Origin of the sequence: Exiguobacterium sp. PHA03, assembly GCF_041945985.1 — a bacterium.
Taxonomy (GTDB): Bacteria; Bacillota; Bacilli; order Exiguobacteriales; family Exiguobacteriaceae; genus Exiguobacterium_A.
Genome location: NZ_JAUTYQ010000002.1, coordinates 60,059 through 78,995, shown reverse-complemented (window position 1 = coordinate 78,995; position 18,937 = coordinate 60,059). Strand labels below are relative to the sequence as shown.

Annotated in this window: 20 protein-coding genes and 1 riboswitch; of the genes, 7 read left to right on the top strand and 13 right to left on the bottom strand. The window is 46.8% G+C overall.

Features of this window, described 5'->3' with window-relative positions; genetic code table 11:
- The 8 genes from Q7C19_RS11550 to pta form a co-directional block, all read right to left on the bottom strand.
- Nucleotides 1-444, bottom strand: coding sequence for a GDYXXLXY domain-containing protein (locus Q7C19_RS11550; protein WP_035411417.1), 444 nt, complete (start codon nt 442-444; stop codon nt 1-3).
- Nucleotides 441-1,628 (bottom strand): DUF2157 domain-containing protein, encoded by a 1,188-nt coding sequence (locus tag Q7C19_RS11545; RefSeq protein WP_375092181.1) that lies wholly within the window; start codon nt 1,626-1,628, stop codon nt 441-443. Before Q7C19_RS11545 ends, Q7C19_RS11550 begins: the two co-directional genes overlap by 4 nt.
- Before the next feature lie 169 nt (nt 1,629-1,797).
- The gene (locus Q7C19_RS11540; protein ID WP_375092180.1) at nt 1,798-3,777 is read right to left on the bottom strand and encodes a methyl-accepting chemotaxis protein; all 1,980 of its coding nucleotides are present in this window, start codon (nt 3,775-3,777) and stop codon (nt 1,798-1,800) included.
- A 154-nt stretch (nt 3,778-3,931) separates the two neighbouring features.
- On the bottom strand, nt 3,932-4,231 hold the full coding sequence (locus Q7C19_RS11535; RefSeq protein ID WP_035411426.1) for a rhodanese-like domain-containing protein: 300 nt from the start codon (nt 4,229-4,231) through the stop codon (nt 3,932-3,934).
- Between the two features lie 120 nt (nt 4,232-4,351).
- Entirely contained in the window at nt 4,352-5,728 is a 1,377-nt protein-coding gene (locus Q7C19_RS11530) for an amino acid permease (protein WP_290756162.1), read from the bottom strand.
- Nucleotides 5,729-5,948: 220 nt separating this feature from the next.
- Nucleotides 5,949-7,250 carry a nucleobase:cation symporter-2 family protein gene (locus tag Q7C19_RS11525; RefSeq protein ID WP_375092179.1) on the bottom strand — a complete coding sequence of 434 codons (1,302 nt, stop codon included), beginning with the start codon at nt 7,248-7,250 and terminating at the stop codon, nt 5,949-5,951.
- A complete protein-coding gene (locus tag Q7C19_RS11520) occupies nt 7,247-7,831 on the bottom strand; it encodes a xanthine phosphoribosyltransferase (protein WP_035411444.1) in 585 nt (194 codons plus the stop codon). The genes Q7C19_RS11525 and Q7C19_RS11520 overlap by 4 nt, the downstream gene beginning before the upstream one ends.
- Nucleotides 7,832-7,907: 76 nt before the next feature.
- Nucleotides 7,908-8,007, bottom strand: a riboswitch (purine riboswitch).
- A 70-nt stretch (nt 8,008-8,077) separates the two neighbouring features.
- Complete coding sequence (gene pta, locus Q7C19_RS11515) at nt 8,078-9,064, bottom strand: phosphate acetyltransferase (RefSeq protein WP_056064431.1); 987 nt, start codon at nt 9,062-9,064, stop codon at nt 8,078-8,080.
- Nucleotides 9,065-9,409: 345 nt separating this feature from the next.
- On the opposite strand from pta, the gene hemQ reads away from it, so the two are divergent.
- Together hemQ and Q7C19_RS11505 are read left to right on the top strand one after the other, a co-directional pair.
- Nucleotides 9,410-10,186, top strand: coding sequence for a hydrogen peroxide-dependent heme synthase (hemQ, locus tag Q7C19_RS11510; RefSeq protein ID WP_035411450.1), 777 nt, complete (start codon nt 9,410-9,412; stop codon nt 10,184-10,186).
- 92 nt (nt 10,187-10,278) lie between these two features.
- Nucleotides 10,279-10,428: a hypothetical protein gene (locus tag Q7C19_RS11505; RefSeq protein WP_023466754.1), complete on the top strand. Its 150-nt coding sequence runs from the start codon at nt 10,279-10,281 to the stop codon at nt 10,426-10,428.
- Between the two features lie 96 nt (nt 10,429-10,524).
- On the opposite strand, the gene Q7C19_RS11500 is transcribed toward Q7C19_RS11505, so the two are convergent.
- Nucleotides 10,525-10,893 carry a DUF423 domain-containing protein gene (locus Q7C19_RS11500; protein ID WP_375092178.1) on the bottom strand — a complete coding sequence of 123 codons (369 nt, stop codon included), beginning with the start codon at nt 10,891-10,893 and terminating at the stop codon, nt 10,525-10,527.
- Between the two features lie 2 nt (nt 10,894-10,895).
- Nucleotides 10,896-11,501 carry a trimeric intracellular cation channel family protein gene (locus Q7C19_RS11495; protein WP_023466752.1) on the bottom strand — a complete coding sequence of 202 codons (606 nt, stop codon included), beginning with the start codon at nt 11,499-11,501 and terminating at the stop codon, nt 10,896-10,898.
- Nucleotides 11,502-11,666: 165 nt separating this feature from the next.
- Here Q7C19_RS11495 and Q7C19_RS11490 point away from each other — a divergent pair, with 165 nt between their 5' ends.
- The 4 genes from Q7C19_RS11490 to Q7C19_RS11475 all read left to right on the top strand — a co-directional run bounded on the left by Q7C19_RS11490 (nt 11,667) and on the right by Q7C19_RS11475 (nt 16,099).
- On the top strand, nt 11,667-13,295 hold the full coding sequence (locus tag Q7C19_RS11490) for an ABC1 kinase family protein (protein WP_035411453.1): 1,629 nt from the start codon (nt 11,667-11,669) through the stop codon (nt 13,293-13,295).
- A 141-nt stretch (nt 13,296-13,436) separates the two neighbouring features.
- Nucleotides 13,437-14,288: a GRP family sugar transporter gene (locus tag Q7C19_RS11485; RefSeq protein WP_197026242.1), complete on the top strand. Its 852-nt coding sequence runs from the start codon at nt 13,437-13,439 to the stop codon at nt 14,286-14,288.
- 18 nt (nt 14,289-14,306) lie between these two features.
- Nucleotides 14,307-15,092, top strand: coding sequence for a glucose 1-dehydrogenase (locus Q7C19_RS11480; protein ID WP_035411459.1), 786 nt, complete (start codon nt 14,307-14,309; stop codon nt 15,090-15,092).
- A gap of 32 nt (nt 15,093-15,124) precedes the next feature.
- Entirely contained in the window at nt 15,125-16,099 is a 975-nt protein-coding gene (locus Q7C19_RS11475; RefSeq protein ID WP_375092177.1) for a cation diffusion facilitator family transporter, read from the top strand.
- Nucleotides 16,100-16,140: 41 nt separating this feature from the next.
- Here Q7C19_RS11475 and Q7C19_RS11470 read toward each other — a convergent pair whose 3' ends face one another.
- The 3 genes from Q7C19_RS11470 to Q7C19_RS11460 form a co-directional block, all read right to left on the bottom strand.
- On the bottom strand, nt 16,141-16,851 hold the full coding sequence (locus Q7C19_RS11470; RefSeq protein WP_035411464.1) for a thermonuclease family protein: 711 nt from the start codon (nt 16,849-16,851) through the stop codon (nt 16,141-16,143).
- A gap of 75 nt (nt 16,852-16,926) precedes the next feature.
- Entirely contained in the window at nt 16,927-17,577 is a 651-nt protein-coding gene (locus tag Q7C19_RS11465; protein ID WP_035411468.1) for an SDR family NAD(P)-dependent oxidoreductase, read from the bottom strand.
- A gap of 60 nt (nt 17,578-17,637) precedes the next feature.
- Nucleotides 17,638-17,904: a DUF5327 family protein gene (locus Q7C19_RS11460; RefSeq protein ID WP_035411472.1), complete on the bottom strand. Its 267-nt coding sequence runs from the start codon at nt 17,902-17,904 to the stop codon at nt 17,638-17,640.
- A gap of 57 nt (nt 17,905-17,961) precedes the next feature.
- Here Q7C19_RS11460 and Q7C19_RS11455 point away from each other — a divergent pair, with 57 nt between their 5' ends.
- Nucleotides 17,962-18,930: a Gfo/Idh/MocA family oxidoreductase gene (locus tag Q7C19_RS11455; protein ID WP_035411475.1), complete on the top strand. Its 969-nt coding sequence runs from the start codon at nt 17,962-17,964 to the stop codon at nt 18,928-18,930.
- The last annotated feature ends 7 nt before the right edge of the window (nt 18,931-18,937 follow it).

Sequence of the window (18,937 nt, the reverse complement as noted above, 5' to 3'; positions counted from 1 at the left end):
TTACTCAGAAATCTTTAAATTCGTCGTCCGGATCGTTCCCCATGGTGACACATCCGCTCGGACTTCCAGTGCTTTTGCTTTTTCGTATTGTTTTCCGCTTCCCTGTTCGACATAATACTGCGTCAACTGCGGAATCGATACATATTGCTCGTAATAATCGCCGGCGACACTTCCGAAGAATCGTTCATTCGAAATCCGATCGATTTGAGCATAACCGGAAGCATCCGTCTTGAAGCTGACATAGACACGTCCGTTTTGAATCCTCGGACCAGGTTTTAAATCTGGGTACTGAAGCATCACGTATTCGCCGTAAACGGGATCAAACGGATCAAACGGTTCTGCCCGAAAACGGTACGATGTCCCGAACCAGGAGGTCGCAAAAAAGCTGACGATCAACAGACCGACGGCGCATGTCTGCAATACTGGTATCAGATAACGCTTCATGACGCCACACCTCCTTTACGACGTAACCACCATAAGACACCGGACAATAAGAAGATGAGTAGCGCACCAATGAGGAAAAATAAGGACATGTTTAAACGATCCCATGCATATATGACATATATCGCAATTTGAACGAGAATGAAATAGAGAAAGGCTGGCCAGACGACTGCATGACGGCGTTCTTGATATAACAGATACAGTAGCGCGGATAATTCAAAGAGAATGGCAAGTAGAATTGCCTGTTCATCAATCCAGAGTACTCCGACGAATCCAAGCGGTACGATGAACAACAATCCACGACGTTTTTGATAGAGAAAGATTCCTAGACCGGTGGAGACGATAGCTAACAGTACCGCTTCTGTCACGGAGGGTAATACGACGTTTGATTCCGCACGAACGGATAAATAGATGATCGAACTGATAGCAGCGACGACCAGATAGACCATCTCGACGATACGGCGATTGGATTCCTCACGAACAAGCCAGAGAACTGGAACAAGCAAAAATAGCGTCCAAATCGGCCACAGGAATCCGTCATATGATACGAGGAGAAACAAGGATAGACCGCTGAAAAAAAGAAACAGCCAGCTAAATAAAAGCGACGGCAGCTGTTGACTGAAGTAAAACCAGCTGAACGAAAGTATAATCATAAGACTAAAGGACGTCCAGTCAAGATAACTCGCCTGCTCCTGACCAAATCCCCCAAGACTCGTGAAGATCGTCCATCCGGAAAGAAAGGCGACGACACCGTATGCCTCATGACGCCAAAGTACATAATGTACTAACGCGGCGACAAACACACACCAACCGAGTAATGATCCTTCCATCGGCAAATGAAAACTTTGAACCACGACGAGAATTGAGGCACCAAATGCTAGGATTCCACCGATTCGAAAGACAATCGGATGAAGAATATGACGACGTTCCGAAAGATCTGCCACGATGTAACAGCTCCACATGAGTCCTACGACGAGTCCGATTTTCCAGCCGACTGGCATCGCTTGCCAATTAGCAGCCAAAAAGCTGAATACAGCTAATACGACGAAGGTACCTCCAATGATCAATAACAAAGGCAGACGTTGTTTTGTTGAACGTTGATTTTCATAGTTCAGAATTCGTTCAACAGTTGCTTCATCCAAAAGACCTGCATCTTGCCACTCTCTTATTTTACGAAACTGCTTCACCGTACCCACCTCCTTCGAAGTGTTAGATACTAATTAAATTCCCGATTTAACAATGTCTCAAGCCCGGATTCACAGGGATTACAAGCTGTTTGTTCCGTTTGTCACAGAATGTTGACAGACAAAAAAAGCAAGGAAGACGGGCTTCCTTGCCTTTTTTTGATTTGATCATTTAAACACGGAAACGGGCAACGAGTACCTGTAGTTCTTCCGCCATATCGGATAATACTTTGGCGGATTGCGAAATCTCTTCCATCGCACTCAACTGTTCTTCCGTCGTCGCTGCGACTTGTTTCGAAGCGGACGAATTCTCTTGCGCGATATGTGCGATTTCCGTCGCTGACGCAGATACTTCTTGGACGTTCGCTGCAATTTCTTCGACAGTCGCCGTCACGTCTTCGATCCGTGGCGTCATTTCCTGCGTTCGTTCGAGAATCTTTTGGAAACGCTCTGCTGATGCTTCTGTCGTCGACAAACCGGCTTTCGTCTGTCCTGAGACTTCCTTCATCATCGTGACCGACTGATCCGTCTCCTGTTTAATGTTTTGAATCAGCTGTGCAATCTGTTTCGTTGAATCCTGTGATTGCTCTGCTAGTTTACGCACTTCACTCGCGACGACAGCGAATCCTTTTCCATTTTCGCCTGCGCGTGCTGCTTCGATCGCTGCGTTCAGTGCTAACAAGTTCGTTTGCTCAGCGATACCGTTGATGACATCGACGATTTTTCCGATTTCATTCGAACGATAGGCGAGTGAGCTGATGACACCACCGAAGTTCTGAACAGAAGCATCGATTTCTTTCATCTGCTCAACGTTCTTCAGCACAGCAACTGTTCCATTCTCGGCTTCTGTTGCCGTTGAACGTGACAATTCCGAGACATCGGTTGAACTCTCAGCGATTCGCATGATGCCTGCTGTAATCGATTGGAGCGAAACAGCATTCGCATCGAGTTGGCGTTTCGATTGATCCGCCCCTGCTGCGACCTGTTGAATCGATCCCGCGATTTGCTCAGAAGCGGAAGTCGTTTGGGCAGAGTTCGCCATCAATTCCTGAGAAGAGCCAGCTACTTGTGTAATCGACTGATCGAGATTAATGATGATCGAACGGAGTGAGTCAACCATGACGTTAAAGCTTTGCGCCACTTTCCCCACTTCATCGTTTGATTCAACGATGACGGGCTCCGTCAAATCACCAGATTGAATCCGTTCTGCTCCACGTGTTAAATGACCGAGTGGGCGAAGAATCGAGCGAAGAATGAAGTAGATGAAGATGGCTGCGACGAGCAACATCCCGCCGATGACAGCAAGCGTCGTCCAAAGAATACTAGATGTCGCATCCGTGATTTCATGATCGTATAGTGTTCCGGCAACCTTCCACTTCGTCAGATCGTTCGTCATGAAGTCCATCTGTTTGCCTTTGTTTTCAAACTCATAGGCAAACTGCCCTGCTGGGTTAGCGTAAAGTGATGACACCCATTTGCCTGTCGCTTTCTCACCTGGTTTTAATGTCGGATGCGTAACGATTTTTTTCGTAGAATCAAGAATCATTACGTATCCTTCTTTTCCGATTTTGATCTTTTTCGCGATTTCCGCGATCCGGTCGACATCGACATCAATCGCCACGACACCTTTTCCGTTACCAGTCGTCTGCGAGAGCGTGACCATCATCTTGTTCGAGGCAGCATCGACGTACGGATCCGTGATGACGACCTTGCCACCTGCTGCTTCTGCCGATTGATACCACGAGCGTTCCCGTGGATCATAATCATCTGGCATGACCTGTTCCGGGAAAATATTCATATCCCCGTCCGTCGTCGCGAAATAGATGTTCGCCGCCTGCGGATTCATGTCGAGATATTCTGTCATTTTTTCCTTTAACGCAGCATTTTGTTTTCCTTTTTGATAGAGCGTTCCGTCAATCCGGTCTGCAAAAAAGGCGACATCGCGTCGCATCGGATCAATGATGTTTTGGATCTCATCATTCATCCGGTCGACTCCACTATGAGCAGATTGAAGAATCTGTTCCGTCATCTTTTGTTTCGCGAGGTCATATGCGACAAAGCCGATTACTAATGCAGGAATCATCAAAAGTAGAATCGATGTCACGATTAATTTTTGTTTGATGCTCATTGTTCGTTTGATCTTTTGTTCCATGTGTCACTCCATTCTCGAGTGCAAGGACTCGCTATTCTACCTTCTCTATCGGAAGAATAACGAAAAATATTCATAGAAAAATCGATAAACGTGTACTAGTTCACATGAAAAAAGACGACTCAGTTCGAGTCGTCTTCCTTGGTAACGCTTACCCTTATGCTTCTTGATCGCCCTTCCAGTTCATCATACCGCCTTCGACGTTGACGATGTCGTATCCATATTGCTCGAGGAAACGACCGACGTTTTCGCTCCTCGCACCCGCTTTACAGATCAAGTAGTAGGTTTCGCCTTCTTGCAATTCCGTATAGCGTTCGCCGATCTCAGACATCGGAAGGAGGCGGACGTTCGGAATATGTCCTGCATCGTATTCATCCTGCTCACGGACGTCGACGACATGCAACGCCTCACCTGCCTCTAATCGTTCTTGTAACTCATCTACATGAATCGTTTTCATTTCGTATGACCTCCTGTATGGTTCTGTCGTAAGTGTAGCAAATCTATCATTAAAACAAAACGAAACGGTTTGATACGAAGCGTCAAAAAAGCGGATCCGTTTCCGGATCCGCTCGTTTCCTTATTCTCCTGATGCCTGACGCGTCGACTGACGTGTCTCCTTATGCATTCCCCGTGCATAATAGACAGCAATCAGAATCGCATACCACAGTGGTCCAACGACCAGAGCGATCCGTGTACTTGCGTCAAATGCCATCAAGACGATGACACCGGCAAGCGCCGCGAGGGCGATATAGTTCGCAATCGGGAAGAACGGAACACCAAATTCTGCTGAACCGTGTACTTTCCGTGCTCGCATCTGAGCGATTAGAATCATTGCCCACGTCCAGACGGCGCCAAACGTCGCAATACTCGTAACGATCGCAAAGACATCTTCCGGTAAGAAATAGTTCAAAGCGACACCGACGAGCAATGCGACACCTGAAAGAATCGTCGCCAGTGCCGGAACACCGTTTTTCGAGATTTTCGAGAAACGACGTGGTGCTTCACTGTTCTCGGATAAGTTCATCATCATCCGGGCTGTCGAGAAGATACCCGAGTTACATGACGAGAGTGCTGCCGTTAAGACAACGAAGTTAATGATGCCGGCTGCTGCCGGAATACCAAGTGAATCAAATAATAATACGAACGGACTGCTGTTGTTCGCACCGACTTGATCCCATGGATAAATCGATAAAATGACGAAGAGCGCCCCGATGTAGAATACTAAGATTCGAAGGAAGACGTTGTTAACAGCTTTTCGAATCGTTTTTTTCGGGTTCTTCGCTTCCCCTGCTGTGACCCCAATCACTTCAATTCCTAAGAAGGCAAACATGACCATCTGCATGGCAAGGAGTACTCCACCGAATCCGTTCGGCAGGAATCCACCATGTGACCAAAGGTTCGAAATCCCAACCGGTGTGCCGCCGTTTCCAAGACCAATGACGATCGTCAATGTCCCTAAGATGATCATGGCGACGATCGCGACGATTTTAATCAACGCAAACCAAAATTCGAATTCACCATAAAATTTAACAGCAATGAAGTTGATGCTTGTCATCAAGACAAGTGCTGCTAGCGCCCATACCCACCCCTGGGAATCTGGGAACCATACTTTCATGTAAATACCGACTGCTGTGATTTCCGCCATACACGTAAAAATCCAGAGCAACCAATAATTCCAACCTGTTAAAAAGCCAGCTAATGGACTGACATACTTCCGGGCATACTCCGCAAAACTACCAGCGATCGGCTCCCGCACCGCAAGCTCCCCAAGTGCTCGCATGATGATGAAGATGATAATACCACCGATCAGATAACCAAGTAAGATCCCTGGACCTGCCAATTGGATCGCTTTCGCTGATCCAAGGAAGAGTCCAACACCGATTGCCGCCCCCAGCGACATGAGTGTAATGTGACGTTCTTCCAGTCCCCGATTCAACTCTGTCTGTTGTTTCATTTTTACGACGTCCTTCCAGTCTCTGTTTGTTTCTTAGCAGTTCCCCGTACCGCTACGTTGTCAGTATAAAGAAGATGTGTCGATTTTGTAAACGTTTTCAATGTATATTTTTCACTAAATCCACATACTCGGAATATTCTGATTACGTTAGCAGTATAAAAAAGGAACTACCTGCTACTATGTAGTATACAGGATAGCTCCTTTCGGAAAGTTACAATTGTTATTCAACTTTAGCAAGTGGCACATCTGCTGTTTCGGACTTCCCGGTCAATCGGAAGATCCCGTTCAATAGCAATGCTGTTAGTGAACCAGCGACGATCGGGCTATCCGTCAAAACGCGAATTTGTGATGGGAGACCTGCTACGATTTCAGGATTCATGCTAATTCCTAGACCAATTCCGAGCGCGAGTGCCACCGTGATGACGTGCTCGTTCTTCGAAAAATCGACCCGTGATAGGATACGGATCCCGCTTGCCGCGACCGTTCCGAACATGATCAACATCGCTCCACCAAGAACAGGTTTTGGAATCAATGTCGTAAACGTCGCTACTTTTGGTAAGAAACCGAGCAAGATCAAAAATCCACCCGCAAATAAAATGACTTTGCGTGTCTTTACGCCAGTCAACTGAACTAGACCAACGTTTTGGCTATAGGTCGTATAAGGGAAACTATTGAAGATACCACCAACGATCGTCGCGACACCCTCTGCTCGGTAACCACGCGCTAGATCCTTATCCGTTATACGACGGTCCGTGATTTCACCAAGTGTCAAGAACACACCTGTCGATTCAACCATCGAGACGAGACCAACGAGCGTCATTGTCAAGATGGCAGTTGCATTGAATGTCGGTACACCGAAGTAAAATGGTGTCACCATTTGGAACCATGACGCTTCTGCCACCGGACTGAAGTCGATCATTCCCATGCCAAATGCAACGAGTGTACTGATCATCACAGCAATTAAGACAGCTGCCGCTTTTGAGAAGACCGTACCGTAGCGATTCAAGATTAAAATCAAGACGATCGTTAATCCGGCGAGTCCGAGGTAACGTAAGTCACCAAAGTCTTTCGCTCCCTGTCCGCCTCCGATATCGTTGATCGCAGCCGGAATCAAGGAAATCCCGATGATCGTCACGACGGAACCAAGGACAACCGGTGGGAACAGGACCGCGATCTTACTAAACCAACCTGAAATGACGAGAATGATCAGCCCACTGGCAATCAAAGCACCGTAAATCGCTGTAATGCCTTGAAGACTTCCAATCGCAATCATTGGACCGACTGCTGTAAAGGTACAACCAAGTACGACTGGAAGACCAACACCTGTGTATTTCGTGACGAGTACTTGTAATAAGGTCGCAACACCACACATGAAAAGATCAATCGCCACTAAATAAGCAAGTTCTTCTCCTGACAATCCGATCGCACTCCCGACGATCAGTGGAACAACAGCTGCTCCCGTGTACATCGCAAGCACATGCTGAAGTCCGAGACTGGCTGCTTTGAAGTTTGATAGTCTCATACGGTCACCGAGTCGACGAATGTCGCTTTTCCGTCCTTCAATGACTCAACACGCGCGAGTGACTCGACACGGAATCCAGCTTCGATCAGTTTTTGACGTCCCGGTTGGAACGACTTTTCAATGACGATTCCAAATCCAGCGACTTCTGCCCCTGCCTGTTCAACGAGACGAGCGAGACCAAATGCTGCTTCTCCGTTTGCGAGGAAGTCATCAATGATCAGAACACGTTCACCCGGTTGCAGGTATTTCTCTGCGACCGTGATTGTATTCGTCTGTTGTTTCGTAAATGAGAAAACTTCAGCTGAAATCGTTCCTTCGTTCAATGTGACCGATTTCGTCTTACGAGCATAGACCATTGGCACGCCAAGACGAAGTGCTGTCATCATTGCCGGGGCAATACCTCCCGCTTCGATTGTCAAAATCCGCGTGATACCAGCATCTTGAAAGCGTTCCATGAACTCATAGGCGATTTCCCACATCAACGTCGGATCAACCTGATGATTTAAAAAAGCATCCACTTTCAATACTTGATCCGATAAGACGATTCCCTCTTGATTAATCATGTCGTGTAGACGTTTCATACATGCATTCTCCTCTTTAAAAAACGAAAAAACGTACAGCCGCTACCCGGGGGCAGCCACTGTACGCCAAAAAAGAGAGCAGTAACTCACCACCCGTAGTCGGATCGTTACGGCGATCCGGTAGAGACTCGTGGGCCAATTCCCACTATTATACGAGCGTTGCTATACGTTTACGTTTCGTGATTTTCGTGATGTTTACCATTGTACGGGGTTTAGCGAAAAAGTAAAGACTTTTTCACACTGTGCTTAGGCTTGGCGTTCTTCGACCGCTTGTGCCGCCGTGATGATCGCGAGTTTGTAGACATCTTCTTCGTTACAACCGCGTGAAAGATCGTTGACCGGTTTGTTCAAACCTTGAAGGATCGGACCGATTGCTTCGAAGCCACCAAGACGTTGTGCGATTTTGTAGCCAATGTTTCCAGCTTCAAGACTTGGGAAGATGAAGACGTTCGCTTGACCCGCGACATCTGATTCTGGTGCTTTTGATTTTGCGACACTTGGAACGAAAGCAGCATCAAATTGAAGTTCGCCATCGATCGCAAGTTCTGGTGCGCGTTCTTTTGCGATACGCGTTGCTTCAACGACACGCTCTGTCTCTGGTGATTTTGCTGAACCTTTTGTTGAGAAGCTGAGCAATGCGACTTTAGGATCGATCCCGAATGTTTTCGCTGTTTTCGCAGATGCGATCGCGTTCTCTGCTAGGTCGTTCGCATCCGGTGCGATGTTGATCGCGCAGTCTGCGAAGACGTATTGCTCATCGTCACGAACCATGATGAAGACGCCAGATGTTTTTTTATAGCCTTCTTGCATTTTGATGATTTGAAGTGCCGGGCGAACTGTATCACCTGTCGCGTGCATCGCACCCGAGACAAGACCTTCTGCTTGTCCAGTGTGAACGAGCATTGTACCAAACGTGTTCACGTCTTTTAAGATGACAGCGCGTGCTTGTTCTTCTGTTGCTTTCCCTTTACGACGCTCAACGAACGATGCGACGAGCTCATCAATGCCAGCGTAAGAAGCAGGATCGATTGTATCAAGTCCAGTTACATCGATGCCGTTCGCTGTTGCTGTTTCTTCAATTTGTGCACGCGGTCCGATGACGACCGGTGTGACAAGACCGTCTTTCTTCAAACGGACAGCTGCGCCGAGAACACGCGCGTCAATTCCTTCTGGGAAGACGATTTTCGGTTGGTGCGCTTTAATCTTTTGTTCTAACATATCGAATAATTGCATGAGTTTCTCTCCTTTTTTAGGTAAACACGACGACGTCGATTTGATCCATTTTCTTTTCCACCGTTTATTATACACAGTTCTCAATCGTTGTTAAAACAATTTGCAAAAAAGTTATCTAACAAAAGCACTGAAGCCATATTCCCTGACTATTACAGTCCTTTTAAAGAATAGTACAGAGACTTTTTTAAGTAAAATATTGTCCCTTTCTCCTTTTACCCACTCCCTGCTCTTTTCATGTGTTACGATCTCGTGGACAAAAATTTTTAAGACAAAGCCTTTTATATAGAATGTGATAAGATAGGATATGGAAAAAGACAATTTATTTCAGACTCAGGAGGTCATCCCATGCAACACCAAACATCTGAACCGACTGCTACGCAACAAGCCGCTGAAACACTCGACGGCTGGTATACATTACATGATTTTCGCCGGATCGATTGGTCACGCTTAAAACAAGTCGACGCGACAGAGCGCGCGCGCATGATTGAAGAGTTCCAAGCCTTCCTCGCAGAGCTTTCTGGGGTGGAAGAAGCTAAAGACGGAAGCCACGCACTTTATACGATCATTGGTCAAAAAGCAGATCTCGTCTTGATGGTTCTTCGTCCTACGATGGAACAAATCCAAGACGTCGAAGTCAAGATGCAGAAACTCGATCTCTATGATTATTTGGTTCCAACATATTCTTATGTCTCTGTCGTCGAACTTGGTACGTACCGTGGTTCAGGCGAAGGAAACCCATACGAGAATCCATATGTGCGTGACCGCCTCTATCCGATCCTGCCACAAGCGAAGCACATCTGCTTCTATCCAATGAGCAAGTCACGTCGCGATGGCGATAACTGGTATACACTCTCAATGGAGAAACGAAAAGAGCTCATGTATCGTCACGGTATGATCGGTCGGAGTTACGCTGGGAAGATTCAGCAAATCATCGGCGGATCAACAGGATTTGACGATTGGGAATGGGGCGTTACGCTCTTCTCAGATGACATTCTTCAGTTCAAGAAAATCGTCTACGAAATGCGTTTTGATGAAGTCAGCGCGAAATATGGCGAGTTCGGTGAGTTCTTCATTGGTAACCGTCTCGAAAGTGAACAATTAAATACTCATTTTGCACTTTAATGTGTTGAATGACGTTTGATTGAAATATCTCATGGGAATATACTCCTTGCGGCTATAAAACAGTAAGTTGAATGACGTAAGGAGGAATTACCATGGGGAATGCTATGAACCGATCGACACGATCGCGTGAATTGCAATTCGCTGTGCTTTCAAAAGAGCTGAAACCGGTTGCAGATCGTGTACTGGATCGCTATGAGCAAGCATTATCGAAGCTAAACAAAACACAAACGACAAAGCGGTGAATCCGTTTTGATACCTACGCCTACTCTATCATGAGTAGGCGTTTTTCATATGAAAAAGACCGTCTTTCTCCATGACTGAAGAAACACGGTCCGTTCTCATAATCCTTTATAGGCACCAATTGCGACAAAGATCCACGCCACGATGAACAAAACGCCACCGATCGGTGTGATGGCACCCAGTTTCGTTACATTCGTCAATGCCATGACGTACAGACTACCTGAGAAGAAGACGATTCCGGCGAGCATCAGCCATGCAGCTAATGACCATTGTGGGATCGATGCCTTTAATAAGAGTCCTCCGAGTGCTAGGATGCCGAGCGAGTGTACCATCTGGTAAAGTACGCCTGTCTGCCAGTTCGCAAGCATCCGCTCCGTCAACATATCTTTTAAGGCGTGTGCACCGAATGCACCTAGTGCGACCGATAGCATCATCGAGATCGCGCCAATCATAATGAATACTTTCATACTTATTCTCCCCCTAACCGTCGTGCTGGTAAATTCCATTCATAATAATACGATAGCATACGTAAAACGGTGATGAGTCCGAGCAATGTGAACAAATGTAGAGGATTCGTCAATTGGAAGCGATCAATCACGAGTGCTGCCATGACAGCCCACATCGCATAGATCTCTTTATGCAAGACGAGTGGTTTCCGACCAGCGAGTAAATCGCGAATCACACCACCACCAACACCGGTCAGTACAGCCGCTGAAATTGTTGCTGACAATGGCAGTCCTTTTGCTGTCGCCATCAGGGCACCCTGAATCGCAAACGCAGACAATCCGAGCGCATCCGCGAGGACCCCCCAACGTGTCCAGTGCGGCAAGAATAACTGAGGTAACATGAAAATCAACAACGCAACGAGAATCGCGACTAAAAAGAGACCACCTTGCGACCAGAGAGCAGATACTGGTACACCAATCAATAGATTACGAATGGCACCACCACCAAATGCTGTGATCAAAGCAAGTAACCAAACGCCGAATAAATCATATTTTTCTTCCATCGCGACGATCGCACCACTCATCGCAAAAGCGACCGTGCCGATGATATTCAATAAGTCCCAGGACATGCGCACATTTCACCTTTCTACAAAGAAATTCCAATACTTACTATACTCTCTTTTTAGTTTCCGTAAAGCATTAATTTTCTGTCACCGTTTCGACCGTTTGCGAGTGACGTTTTTAGGTAAAGTAACCTATACTGAAACAAACTGTACAGGAAGCTAGGTGACCGTATGAAACGTTGGGCGCTTTATCGCATCGTCGTCATCGTGACGATGTTCGCACGTTACATCTTTACGATCTATCGATTCACCCGGAAAAACCGGCCAGGTACGAACAATGAAGAGTTTGAGCGCATCATGATCCGAATTGCGCGTGACTATAAGAAAAAAGCATTACGGTTAGAAGGATTATTGATCAAGCTCGGTCAGTTCTTATCGATTCGAGCTGACTTGTTCCCCCCATCCGTTTTGATGGAACTGACCGAACTCGTCGACAAAGTGCCTTCTAGCAAACTTGGAGAGTCACGAAAGATCATCGAAGAGGATTGGGGGATGCCGATCGAAGAAATCATCTCGGATATCAGTTCCCGTCCTGTCGCTTCTGCCTCGATTGGTGAGGTGTACAGCGGAACCTTAAAATCAAACGGTAAAAAAGTCGCGATCAAAGTACAGCGACCGAATATCGAACAAATCATCAAAACCGATTTCCGTGCCATGCGTATCGTCATTGCCATGTTGCGCCGGACGTCGTTAAACAAATCGACTGATTTGCAAAGCTTATATCGCCAAATGGTCTTCGTAATCGGTGATGAATTGAATTACCGTACCGAATTAAAAAACGGTCTCTACTTTAAAAAGATGTATGAAACAAACCCTGTCATTTATATCCCGAGCTATTATGAAGAACATTGTACAAATCGGGTGCTTGTTATGGAATGGATTGAAGGAACACGCATCACGGATCTGGATTATCTAGCCGAACATCAGATTGACCGTGAAGAACTAGCACGTAATTTATTTTTGAACGCTGGAGAACAATTATTGTTCGGCGGGAAATTCCACGCCGATCCGCACCCAGGCAATGTCCTCGTCCAGTCCGATGGCAAAATCGTCTTGCTTGATTTTGGGATGATCGGAGCGACGACGCCCGATGATATGCGAGCGATTCAGCGGATTCTTCAGTCCTTCGTCACATTGGATTACGATGCAATCGTCGATGGTTTAGAAGATCTACGATTCTTATTGCCAAATGCGAATAAGCAAAATATCCGACAAGCAATTGAAAAAGCAGTCACGTTCTATCTCGAAAGTGATATGGAAAACGTGGATACAAAACTGATCGAGAAGGTCTTATCCGATATCGAATTGCTCGTCCGAAATGAACCGATCCAGCTTCCTGCTGAGTTTGCTTTCTTTGGACGTGCCGCATCAACGATTCTTGGAATCCTTCAGATTCTTTCACCGCAAATCAACCTGCTGGAACTCGCTAAACCAATGGTTCGACGCTGGCTCGATGACGAAGGGAAAAATCAAAACCGTTACCTACAGATTGCTGGTTCTTACGGCGCGCGATTGCTCGCCTTCCCGCGTCTTGTTAACGATGCCTTAAGCGAACCGACACGTTGGCGGATCATGGAGCAACAAAAGTTCTCTCGTGTTGCGAACATCGAGTCACTCAAAATCCGACAGTGGACGAGTTCGCTCGTCGGGATTATCAGCCTGCCTTTTAGTTATCTCGGCTATTATTTTACGCAGTACGACGTCATGGGCATTTCCTTGACGATCGCTGTCATCGCTTTATGGAACGGTCGCCGGATCGGACGACAAATCGTCCGGATCGCCGATGAACCATTCCGTTAAATAACACATGAGCAGACGTCCACCTCGGTGGACGTTTTTTATTCCAGAATAATTCATCTTCGCACCATAAGGTTTTTCCTATCGCCTTGCAGGGTACAGCTTCAAGTAGAGAGATAATAGTAAGGAGAGGTGAAACACTTGATTGATATTCTAATTGCCATCGTTCCCGCATTGATGTGGGGATCGTTGCCGCTTGTCGTTTCGAAAATCGGAGGTTCAACGGCGCAACAAATCATCGGTACGACTCTGGGTGCGTTACTTTTCGCGATCGTCACCTTCTTTTTTGTCAGCCCAGAGATGTCGACGACCGCTTGGGTTGCCGGATTCTTTTCTGGTGCCTTTTGGGCACTTGGTCAAAAAAATCAATTTGCCGCATTTCGTCAAATGGGTGTCTCAAAAACGATGCCAATTTCAACAGGGATGCAACTCGTCGGAACATCGTTGTTCGGTGTTCTTGCTTTTGGAGAGTGGTCAACGACAACTGCCTTGATTCTCGGAATCAGTGCGCTTGTATTGATCATTGCCGGAGCAGCTTTCACGTCTTATAAGGAAGATAAGAGTAAAGAAGATGAGAATATCGGCAAAGGATTGACGCTCCTTCTCATCTCGACTGTCGGGTATGTCGGTTACGTCGTCATCGCCCGCTGGTTTGATATTAATGGCTGGGAAGCCGTATTACCGCAAGCGATCGGGATGGTCGTCAGCGCCATTCTTCTTTCTTTACGAGAAGGAGACCTCTTCACGAAGAAAACTGCTGGCAATACCATCGGCGGACTCATGTGGGCTGTCGGGAACGTCGCTTTACTGTTTGCTACGGCAAAAGTTGGAGTCGCAACAAGCTTCTCCCTTTCTCAAACAGGTGTCGTCATCTCAACCATTGGTGGCGTCCTCTTGCTGAAAGAAACGAAAACGAAGAAAGAGATGACCTTCGTCATTATCGGTTGTATTTTAGTCGTTGCTGGTGGAATCATGATTGGATTTACGAAACAATAAATGAAGGAGTGAAGCATCATGTATGAAAGTTTAAAAGGAAAAGTTGCCGTCGTAACAGGTGGATCAATGGGAATCGGTGAAGCTATCGTTCGTCGTTATGCAGAAGAAGGCATGCGTGTCGTCATCAACTATCGCAGCCACCCGGAAGAAGCGAAAAAAATCGCTGAATCGATTCAAGAAAAAGGTGGGGAAGCCTTTATCGTCCAAGGGGATGTCTCAAAGGAAGATGATATGATCAATCTTGTGAAAGAGACGGTGGCTCACTTTGGTCAGTTGGATGTTTTCGTCAATAACGCGGGAATCGAGATGCCGTCAGCGTCCCACGAGATGTCGCTCGAAGATTGGCAAAAAGTCATCGACGTCAACTTAACAGGAGCTTTCCTCGGGGCACGAGAAGCACTGAAGTACTTCGTCGAACATGATGTCAAAGGTAGTATCATCAATATGTCGAGTGTGCATGAAATCATTCCGTGGCCGACATTCGTCCACTACGCTGCGAGTAAAGGTGGCGTCAAATTGATGACACAAACCCTTGCGATGGAGTATGCACCAAAAGGAATCCGGGTTAATGCGATTGGACCTGGTGCGATCAATACGCCGATTAACGCTGAAAAATTCGAAGATCCAGAACAACGCAAAGAAGTCGAGAGCATGATTCCAATGGGCAACATCGGGAAACCAGAAGAGATTTCTGCCGTTGCCGCATGGCTTGCATCTGACGAAGCAAGTTATGTCACAGGAATCACACTCTTTGCCGACGGTGGCATGACACTTTATCCGTCTTTCCAAGCAGGACGCGGTTAACCTATTTTGAGTAGACAAGGAGAGAACCGCTCATGACCACTTTTTTCTCATTGATCCGTCGCGGAAATAAGTCAGCCCTTGCTGCCGCCATCGTCAATACGATCATTGCCGCGATCAAGTTCGTCGCCTATATCTTAACTGGGAATGTAGCGATGTTCGCTGAAATGATGCATACGATCGGTGACGCAGCGAACCAGTTCTTCGTCTACATCGGTTCTGCTCTCAGTAAAAAATCACCAACGAAACGGTTTCCGAATGGTTTTGGTCGCCTTGTGAATCTCGTCTTACTTGCTGCGATCATCGTCGTTGCATTGCTTGCTTACGAGACGATTCGGGAAGGCATCTTGCATATCACACACGGTCCTGGCGAAAAAACGAGTGGTTTGTGGATCATCCTGACGGCACTTGGCATTGGTGTCTTACTGGAAGTCGGAGTGTTCTATAAAGCGATGAAAGAAATCGCGCATGAGACGGGACTCAAATCGAGCGGACTGGCACTTGTTGGTCAAAGCTTCGCCCATCTTGGACAAGCCAAACCGGCGACACGTCTTGTCTTCATGGAAGATCTTGTCGCAACTCTTGGTGGCGTCATCGCCATTATAGCTGTCCTGATTTCGCATTATACATCGTTTTATCAAGCAGAAGGCATTGCATCCATCTTGATTGGACTCATGATGTTTTATGTCGTCTACAACGTCTTTATTCAAAATGCTGCCGGTGCGCTCGGTGAGGTTGATGAAGTACTGACAGCCAAAATCGGTGAAATCTTGTTACGTGATGAAGCGGTTCGGGACATCGAAAAACTTGAAGTCATCAAGGAAGGAGATCACTTCCATGTCGAAACGGAGATTGAAGTTGATCCCAACTTGACAATTGCGCAAGCGGACGACATTAAAGATCGACTCGAATTGCAAATTCGCATCCTTAAAGGAATCACCGATGTCACGATCTCCTTTGATGAAGATGATAACGTACAGCAGTATCAACCACCGCCACCACCTGTATGATAGATAAAAGCCATCGCTAGCGATGGCTTTTTTTGGGTTTATCAGCGTGTTGCTCGGACGAATCCGGCTTCTTGTGCTTCTTTCTCCGTACAGAACCGTTGCTCCGGCTTCACTTCATTGTAAGACTGACCACCCGGGACATGGTAAATTTTTTTACCTGACCGATTGATATTACCTTTGATATCGCAGGATTTCGTTTCTGTAATCGCTTGAACATTGAATCCGCGATTCGTGACGTAGCCATCGTGCTTCCAGATTTTCTTCTTTGCCTGCTTGGCTTCCTGTTCGATCTGTTCAAACACATCGACATAACGTGTGTCTGGTTCATAGACGAACGCCACACGCGCAAGACCTTTTCGGAGTAACTCTTGATTCAACATTTTATCGCCGTACCAGACATATGCGAGCAGTCGTCCGTATCGGTCAGTCCGGGAATGATCACGCTCTAACCGAATAGCTGTCCCGCTCGGTAATGTCTCTTTTGTAAACGCTGAAGCTTCCGTTCCATAAGGTTGAACCGGCGTATCCGGTTTAACAGTTTCCGGTGTATCGACGAGCAACAAACGAACATCCTCCGTTTTCCCGTCTGCTAGCCTCACTTTTAATGTATCCCCATCGATGACGCGTTGCACCGTCGCTTTCGTAATCTTTTCATCGTCTGGTTGCTTGATGCCAAGCAGATCGGTTTCTTCTGGTGCACAACCGATGAGGACGAATAAAAAAAGTAGACTTATGAATACAGATCGTCTCATTTCTATTTCTCTCCTTTCCATGAAAATACGGATTCGGTCAATGTCCGAACCCGCATACGTCACCTTGTTCATAAGTTAGTCTGCTGATAGAACTGTCTCTACTTCGTTACGGTTTGTATAGAGTGTATAGAACGCTTCCGCTACGTTTTTCGGATCAAGTGCCGTTCCACGCTTCACTTCTCCGGCAATCGTGACAGTTCCGACGTAGACACCGTCTTCCTTCAACGTATCATGGAGCATGTGCGTCACTTGACGAACGCCTGCCTTGCCAATCGAAAGCCCTGGTAACGATTTGATTGCTTGCATCGCAGCGCCACCTCCTGTAATCAGGATGGCGCCGTCTTTTCGTTCCTGCATCGAAGGAGCAACGAGTTGTGCGGCATGCAGTGCACCGAGAACATCGATCTCGAACTCTTTCGTAATCTGTTCTGCCGAGACTTCAAGGACAGATGCTTGATGTAAAATCGAAGCATTATAGACTAAGACATCGATTTGTCCATACTGCTCCTCTGTCCATTCGATGAGTGATGCGATATCGGCTTTTCGAGAAGCATCACATTCTACCCCCACCGCCTCTACACCTTCTTCTTTTAGTTCCGTGATGACGGCTGCAAGCGTTTCTTGTGTCCGCGCCGCACAAACGACTTGAAACCCTTCTTGCCCGAATCGTTTACTGATTTCATATCCGTTTCCTGGTCCTGCTCCAATGACGATGACTGTTTTCATGACGTATCTCCCTTTCTCATTTTAACTGTGATGGTTATTCCCTGAATTGCGTCATTTCATTCAAAAATCGAGCAATGAAGTGCCTTTTTCTTCTTTTTCCTGCGAAACACCCATGAAACGCGCTAACATCGGATCGACCGCTGGGGTTGCCTGAGGCGTTGACGTAGGAAGCGATATTGTCGAACTCGACGTCGAATCGGATTCGAGCAGTAGTTCACAGTAAACCTTCATCGCTGCAATCTGTTCTTTCTGCGCAGCTCCTGTTGTTTGGTCAATACGTTGCATCGCTTGGCGCATCTTTTCGATGATGTGTTGCTCGGTAATCATCTTGTATTCCTCCTTATGGTAGATTGAGGGTATGAACTTGAAAAGGATGTGTTTTCTATGATTCGTACCGCATTAGTTGGTTTTGGTCTTGCCGGTGAACATTTGCATGCGCCTTATTTACACGCACCTGATTATCAGTTGGTAGCTGTTCAGTCGAGTCGCCCGGAAGCGGTCGCTGCGTACGACGCGACGCTCCCTGTCTATCCGACACTTGAAGCATTACTTGAAGCGGAACAAATCGATTTAGTCGTCATCGCGACGGCAAATGATCTGCATTATCCACTCGCGCGTCTCGCCTTGCTCTCGGGCTGTGATGTACTTGTCGAGAAACCGTTCACCGTCACGCTCGAAGAAGCCGAAACGTTGACAGAACTAGCACGGACATACGGTCGGTTACTGACAGTTTATCATAATCGGCGGTACACGAAGGACTTTCGGACGCTGATGACCTTATTGAAATCTGGACGACTCGGTACGCTCCAGACGTTCGAAGCGCATTATGACCGTTACCGTCCCGATGTGCAGGAGCGTTGGCGCGAACAGGACGTTCCTGGTGCCGGACTATTGTACGACCTTGGTTCACACTTGATCGATCAAGCACTCGTCGCCTTCGATGAAATTCCAGACCGTGTCTTTTGTGATCAAACGATTCAACGACAAGATGGGATCGTTGATGACTATACACATCTAATTTTAGCCTTTGGCACGCGACGCGCTATTTTGCATATCGGTTCCATCGTTCCAGCTGTTGGTCCCTCCCTGATGGTGCACGGAACACAGGCGAGTTACTTCGTTGATGAAGTCGATACAAAACGGACGACCTATCAATTGGCTGAAGCAAATGGACCTCTGCAAGACTTCCCTTTTGTTTCCGGTCATTTTGGGGATTATTATACGGATCTCGCTCCAGCCATCCGTAAGCGAACCACACCACCTGTCTCTGCGAAACAGGCTGAACTCGTCATGAAAATCATTGATCGTGCTCAAAAGAGTGCAAAAGTGGGTACATGGATAGAAGTAGACTAACTATCCA

Bases quoted from the DNA above. Each gene is read 5' to 3' on its own strand.
- Q7C19_RS11540 (WP_375092180.1), bottom strand. From the start codon at position 3,777: ATGGAACAAAAGATCAAACGAACAATGAGCATCAAACAAAAATTAATC.
- Q7C19_RS11475 (WP_375092177.1), top strand. From the start codon at position 15,125: ATGACCACTTTTTTCTCATTGATCCGTCGCGGAAATAAGTCAGCCCTT.
- Q7C19_RS11460 (WP_035411472.1), bottom strand. From the start codon at position 17,904: ATGATTACCGAGCAACACATCATCGAAAAGATGCGCCAAGCGATGCAA.
- Q7C19_RS11470 (WP_035411464.1), bottom strand. From the start codon at position 16,851: ATGAGACGATCTGTATTCATAAGTCTACTTTTTTTATTCGTCCTCATC.
- Q7C19_RS11535 (WP_035411426.1), bottom strand. From the start codon at position 4,231: ATGAAAACGATTCATGTAGATGAGTTACAAGAACGATTAGAGGCAGGT.
- Q7C19_RS11505 (WP_023466754.1), top strand. From the start codon at position 10,279: ATGGGGAATGCTATGAACCGATCGACACGATCGCGTGAATTGCAATTC.
- Q7C19_RS11490 (WP_035411453.1), top strand. From the start codon at position 11,667: ATGAAACGTTGGGCGCTTTATCGCATCGTCGTCATCGTGACGATGTTC.
- Q7C19_RS11525 (WP_375092179.1), bottom strand. From the start codon at position 7,250: ATGAGACTATCAAACTTCAAAGCAGCCAGTCTCGGACTTCAGCATGTG.
- hemQ (WP_035411450.1), top strand. From the start codon at position 9,410: ATGCAACACCAAACATCTGAACCGACTGCTACGCAACAAGCCGCTGAA.
- Q7C19_RS11480 (WP_035411459.1), top strand. From the start codon at position 14,307: ATGTATGAAAGTTTAAAAGGAAAAGTTGCCGTCGTAACAGGTGGATCA.
- Q7C19_RS11550 (WP_035411417.1), bottom strand. From the start codon at position 444: ATGAAGCGTTATCTGATACCAGTATTGCAGACATGCGCCGTCGGTCTG.
- pta (WP_056064431.1), bottom strand. From the start codon at position 9,064: ATGCAATTATTCGATATGTTAGAACAAAAGATTAAAGCGCACCAACCG.
- Q7C19_RS11530 (WP_290756162.1), bottom strand. From the start codon at position 5,728: ATGAAACAACAGACAGAGTTGAATCGGGGACTGGAAGAACGTCACATT.
- Q7C19_RS11495 (WP_023466752.1), bottom strand. From the start codon at position 11,501: ATGTCCTGGGACTTATTGAATATCATCGGCACGGTCGCTTTTGCGATG.
- Q7C19_RS11465 (WP_035411468.1), bottom strand. From the start codon at position 17,577: ATGAAAACAGTCATCGTCATTGGAGCAGGACCAGGAAACGGATATGAA.
- Q7C19_RS11500 (WP_375092178.1), bottom strand. From the start codon at position 10,893: ATGAAAGTATTCATTATGATTGGCGCGATCTCGATGATGCTATCGGTC.
- Q7C19_RS11455 (WP_035411475.1), top strand. From the start codon at position 17,962: ATGATTCGTACCGCATTAGTTGGTTTTGGTCTTGCCGGTGAACATTTG.
- Q7C19_RS11520 (WP_035411444.1), bottom strand. From the start codon at position 7,831: ATGAAACGTCTACACGACATGATTAATCAAGAGGGAATCGTCTTATCG.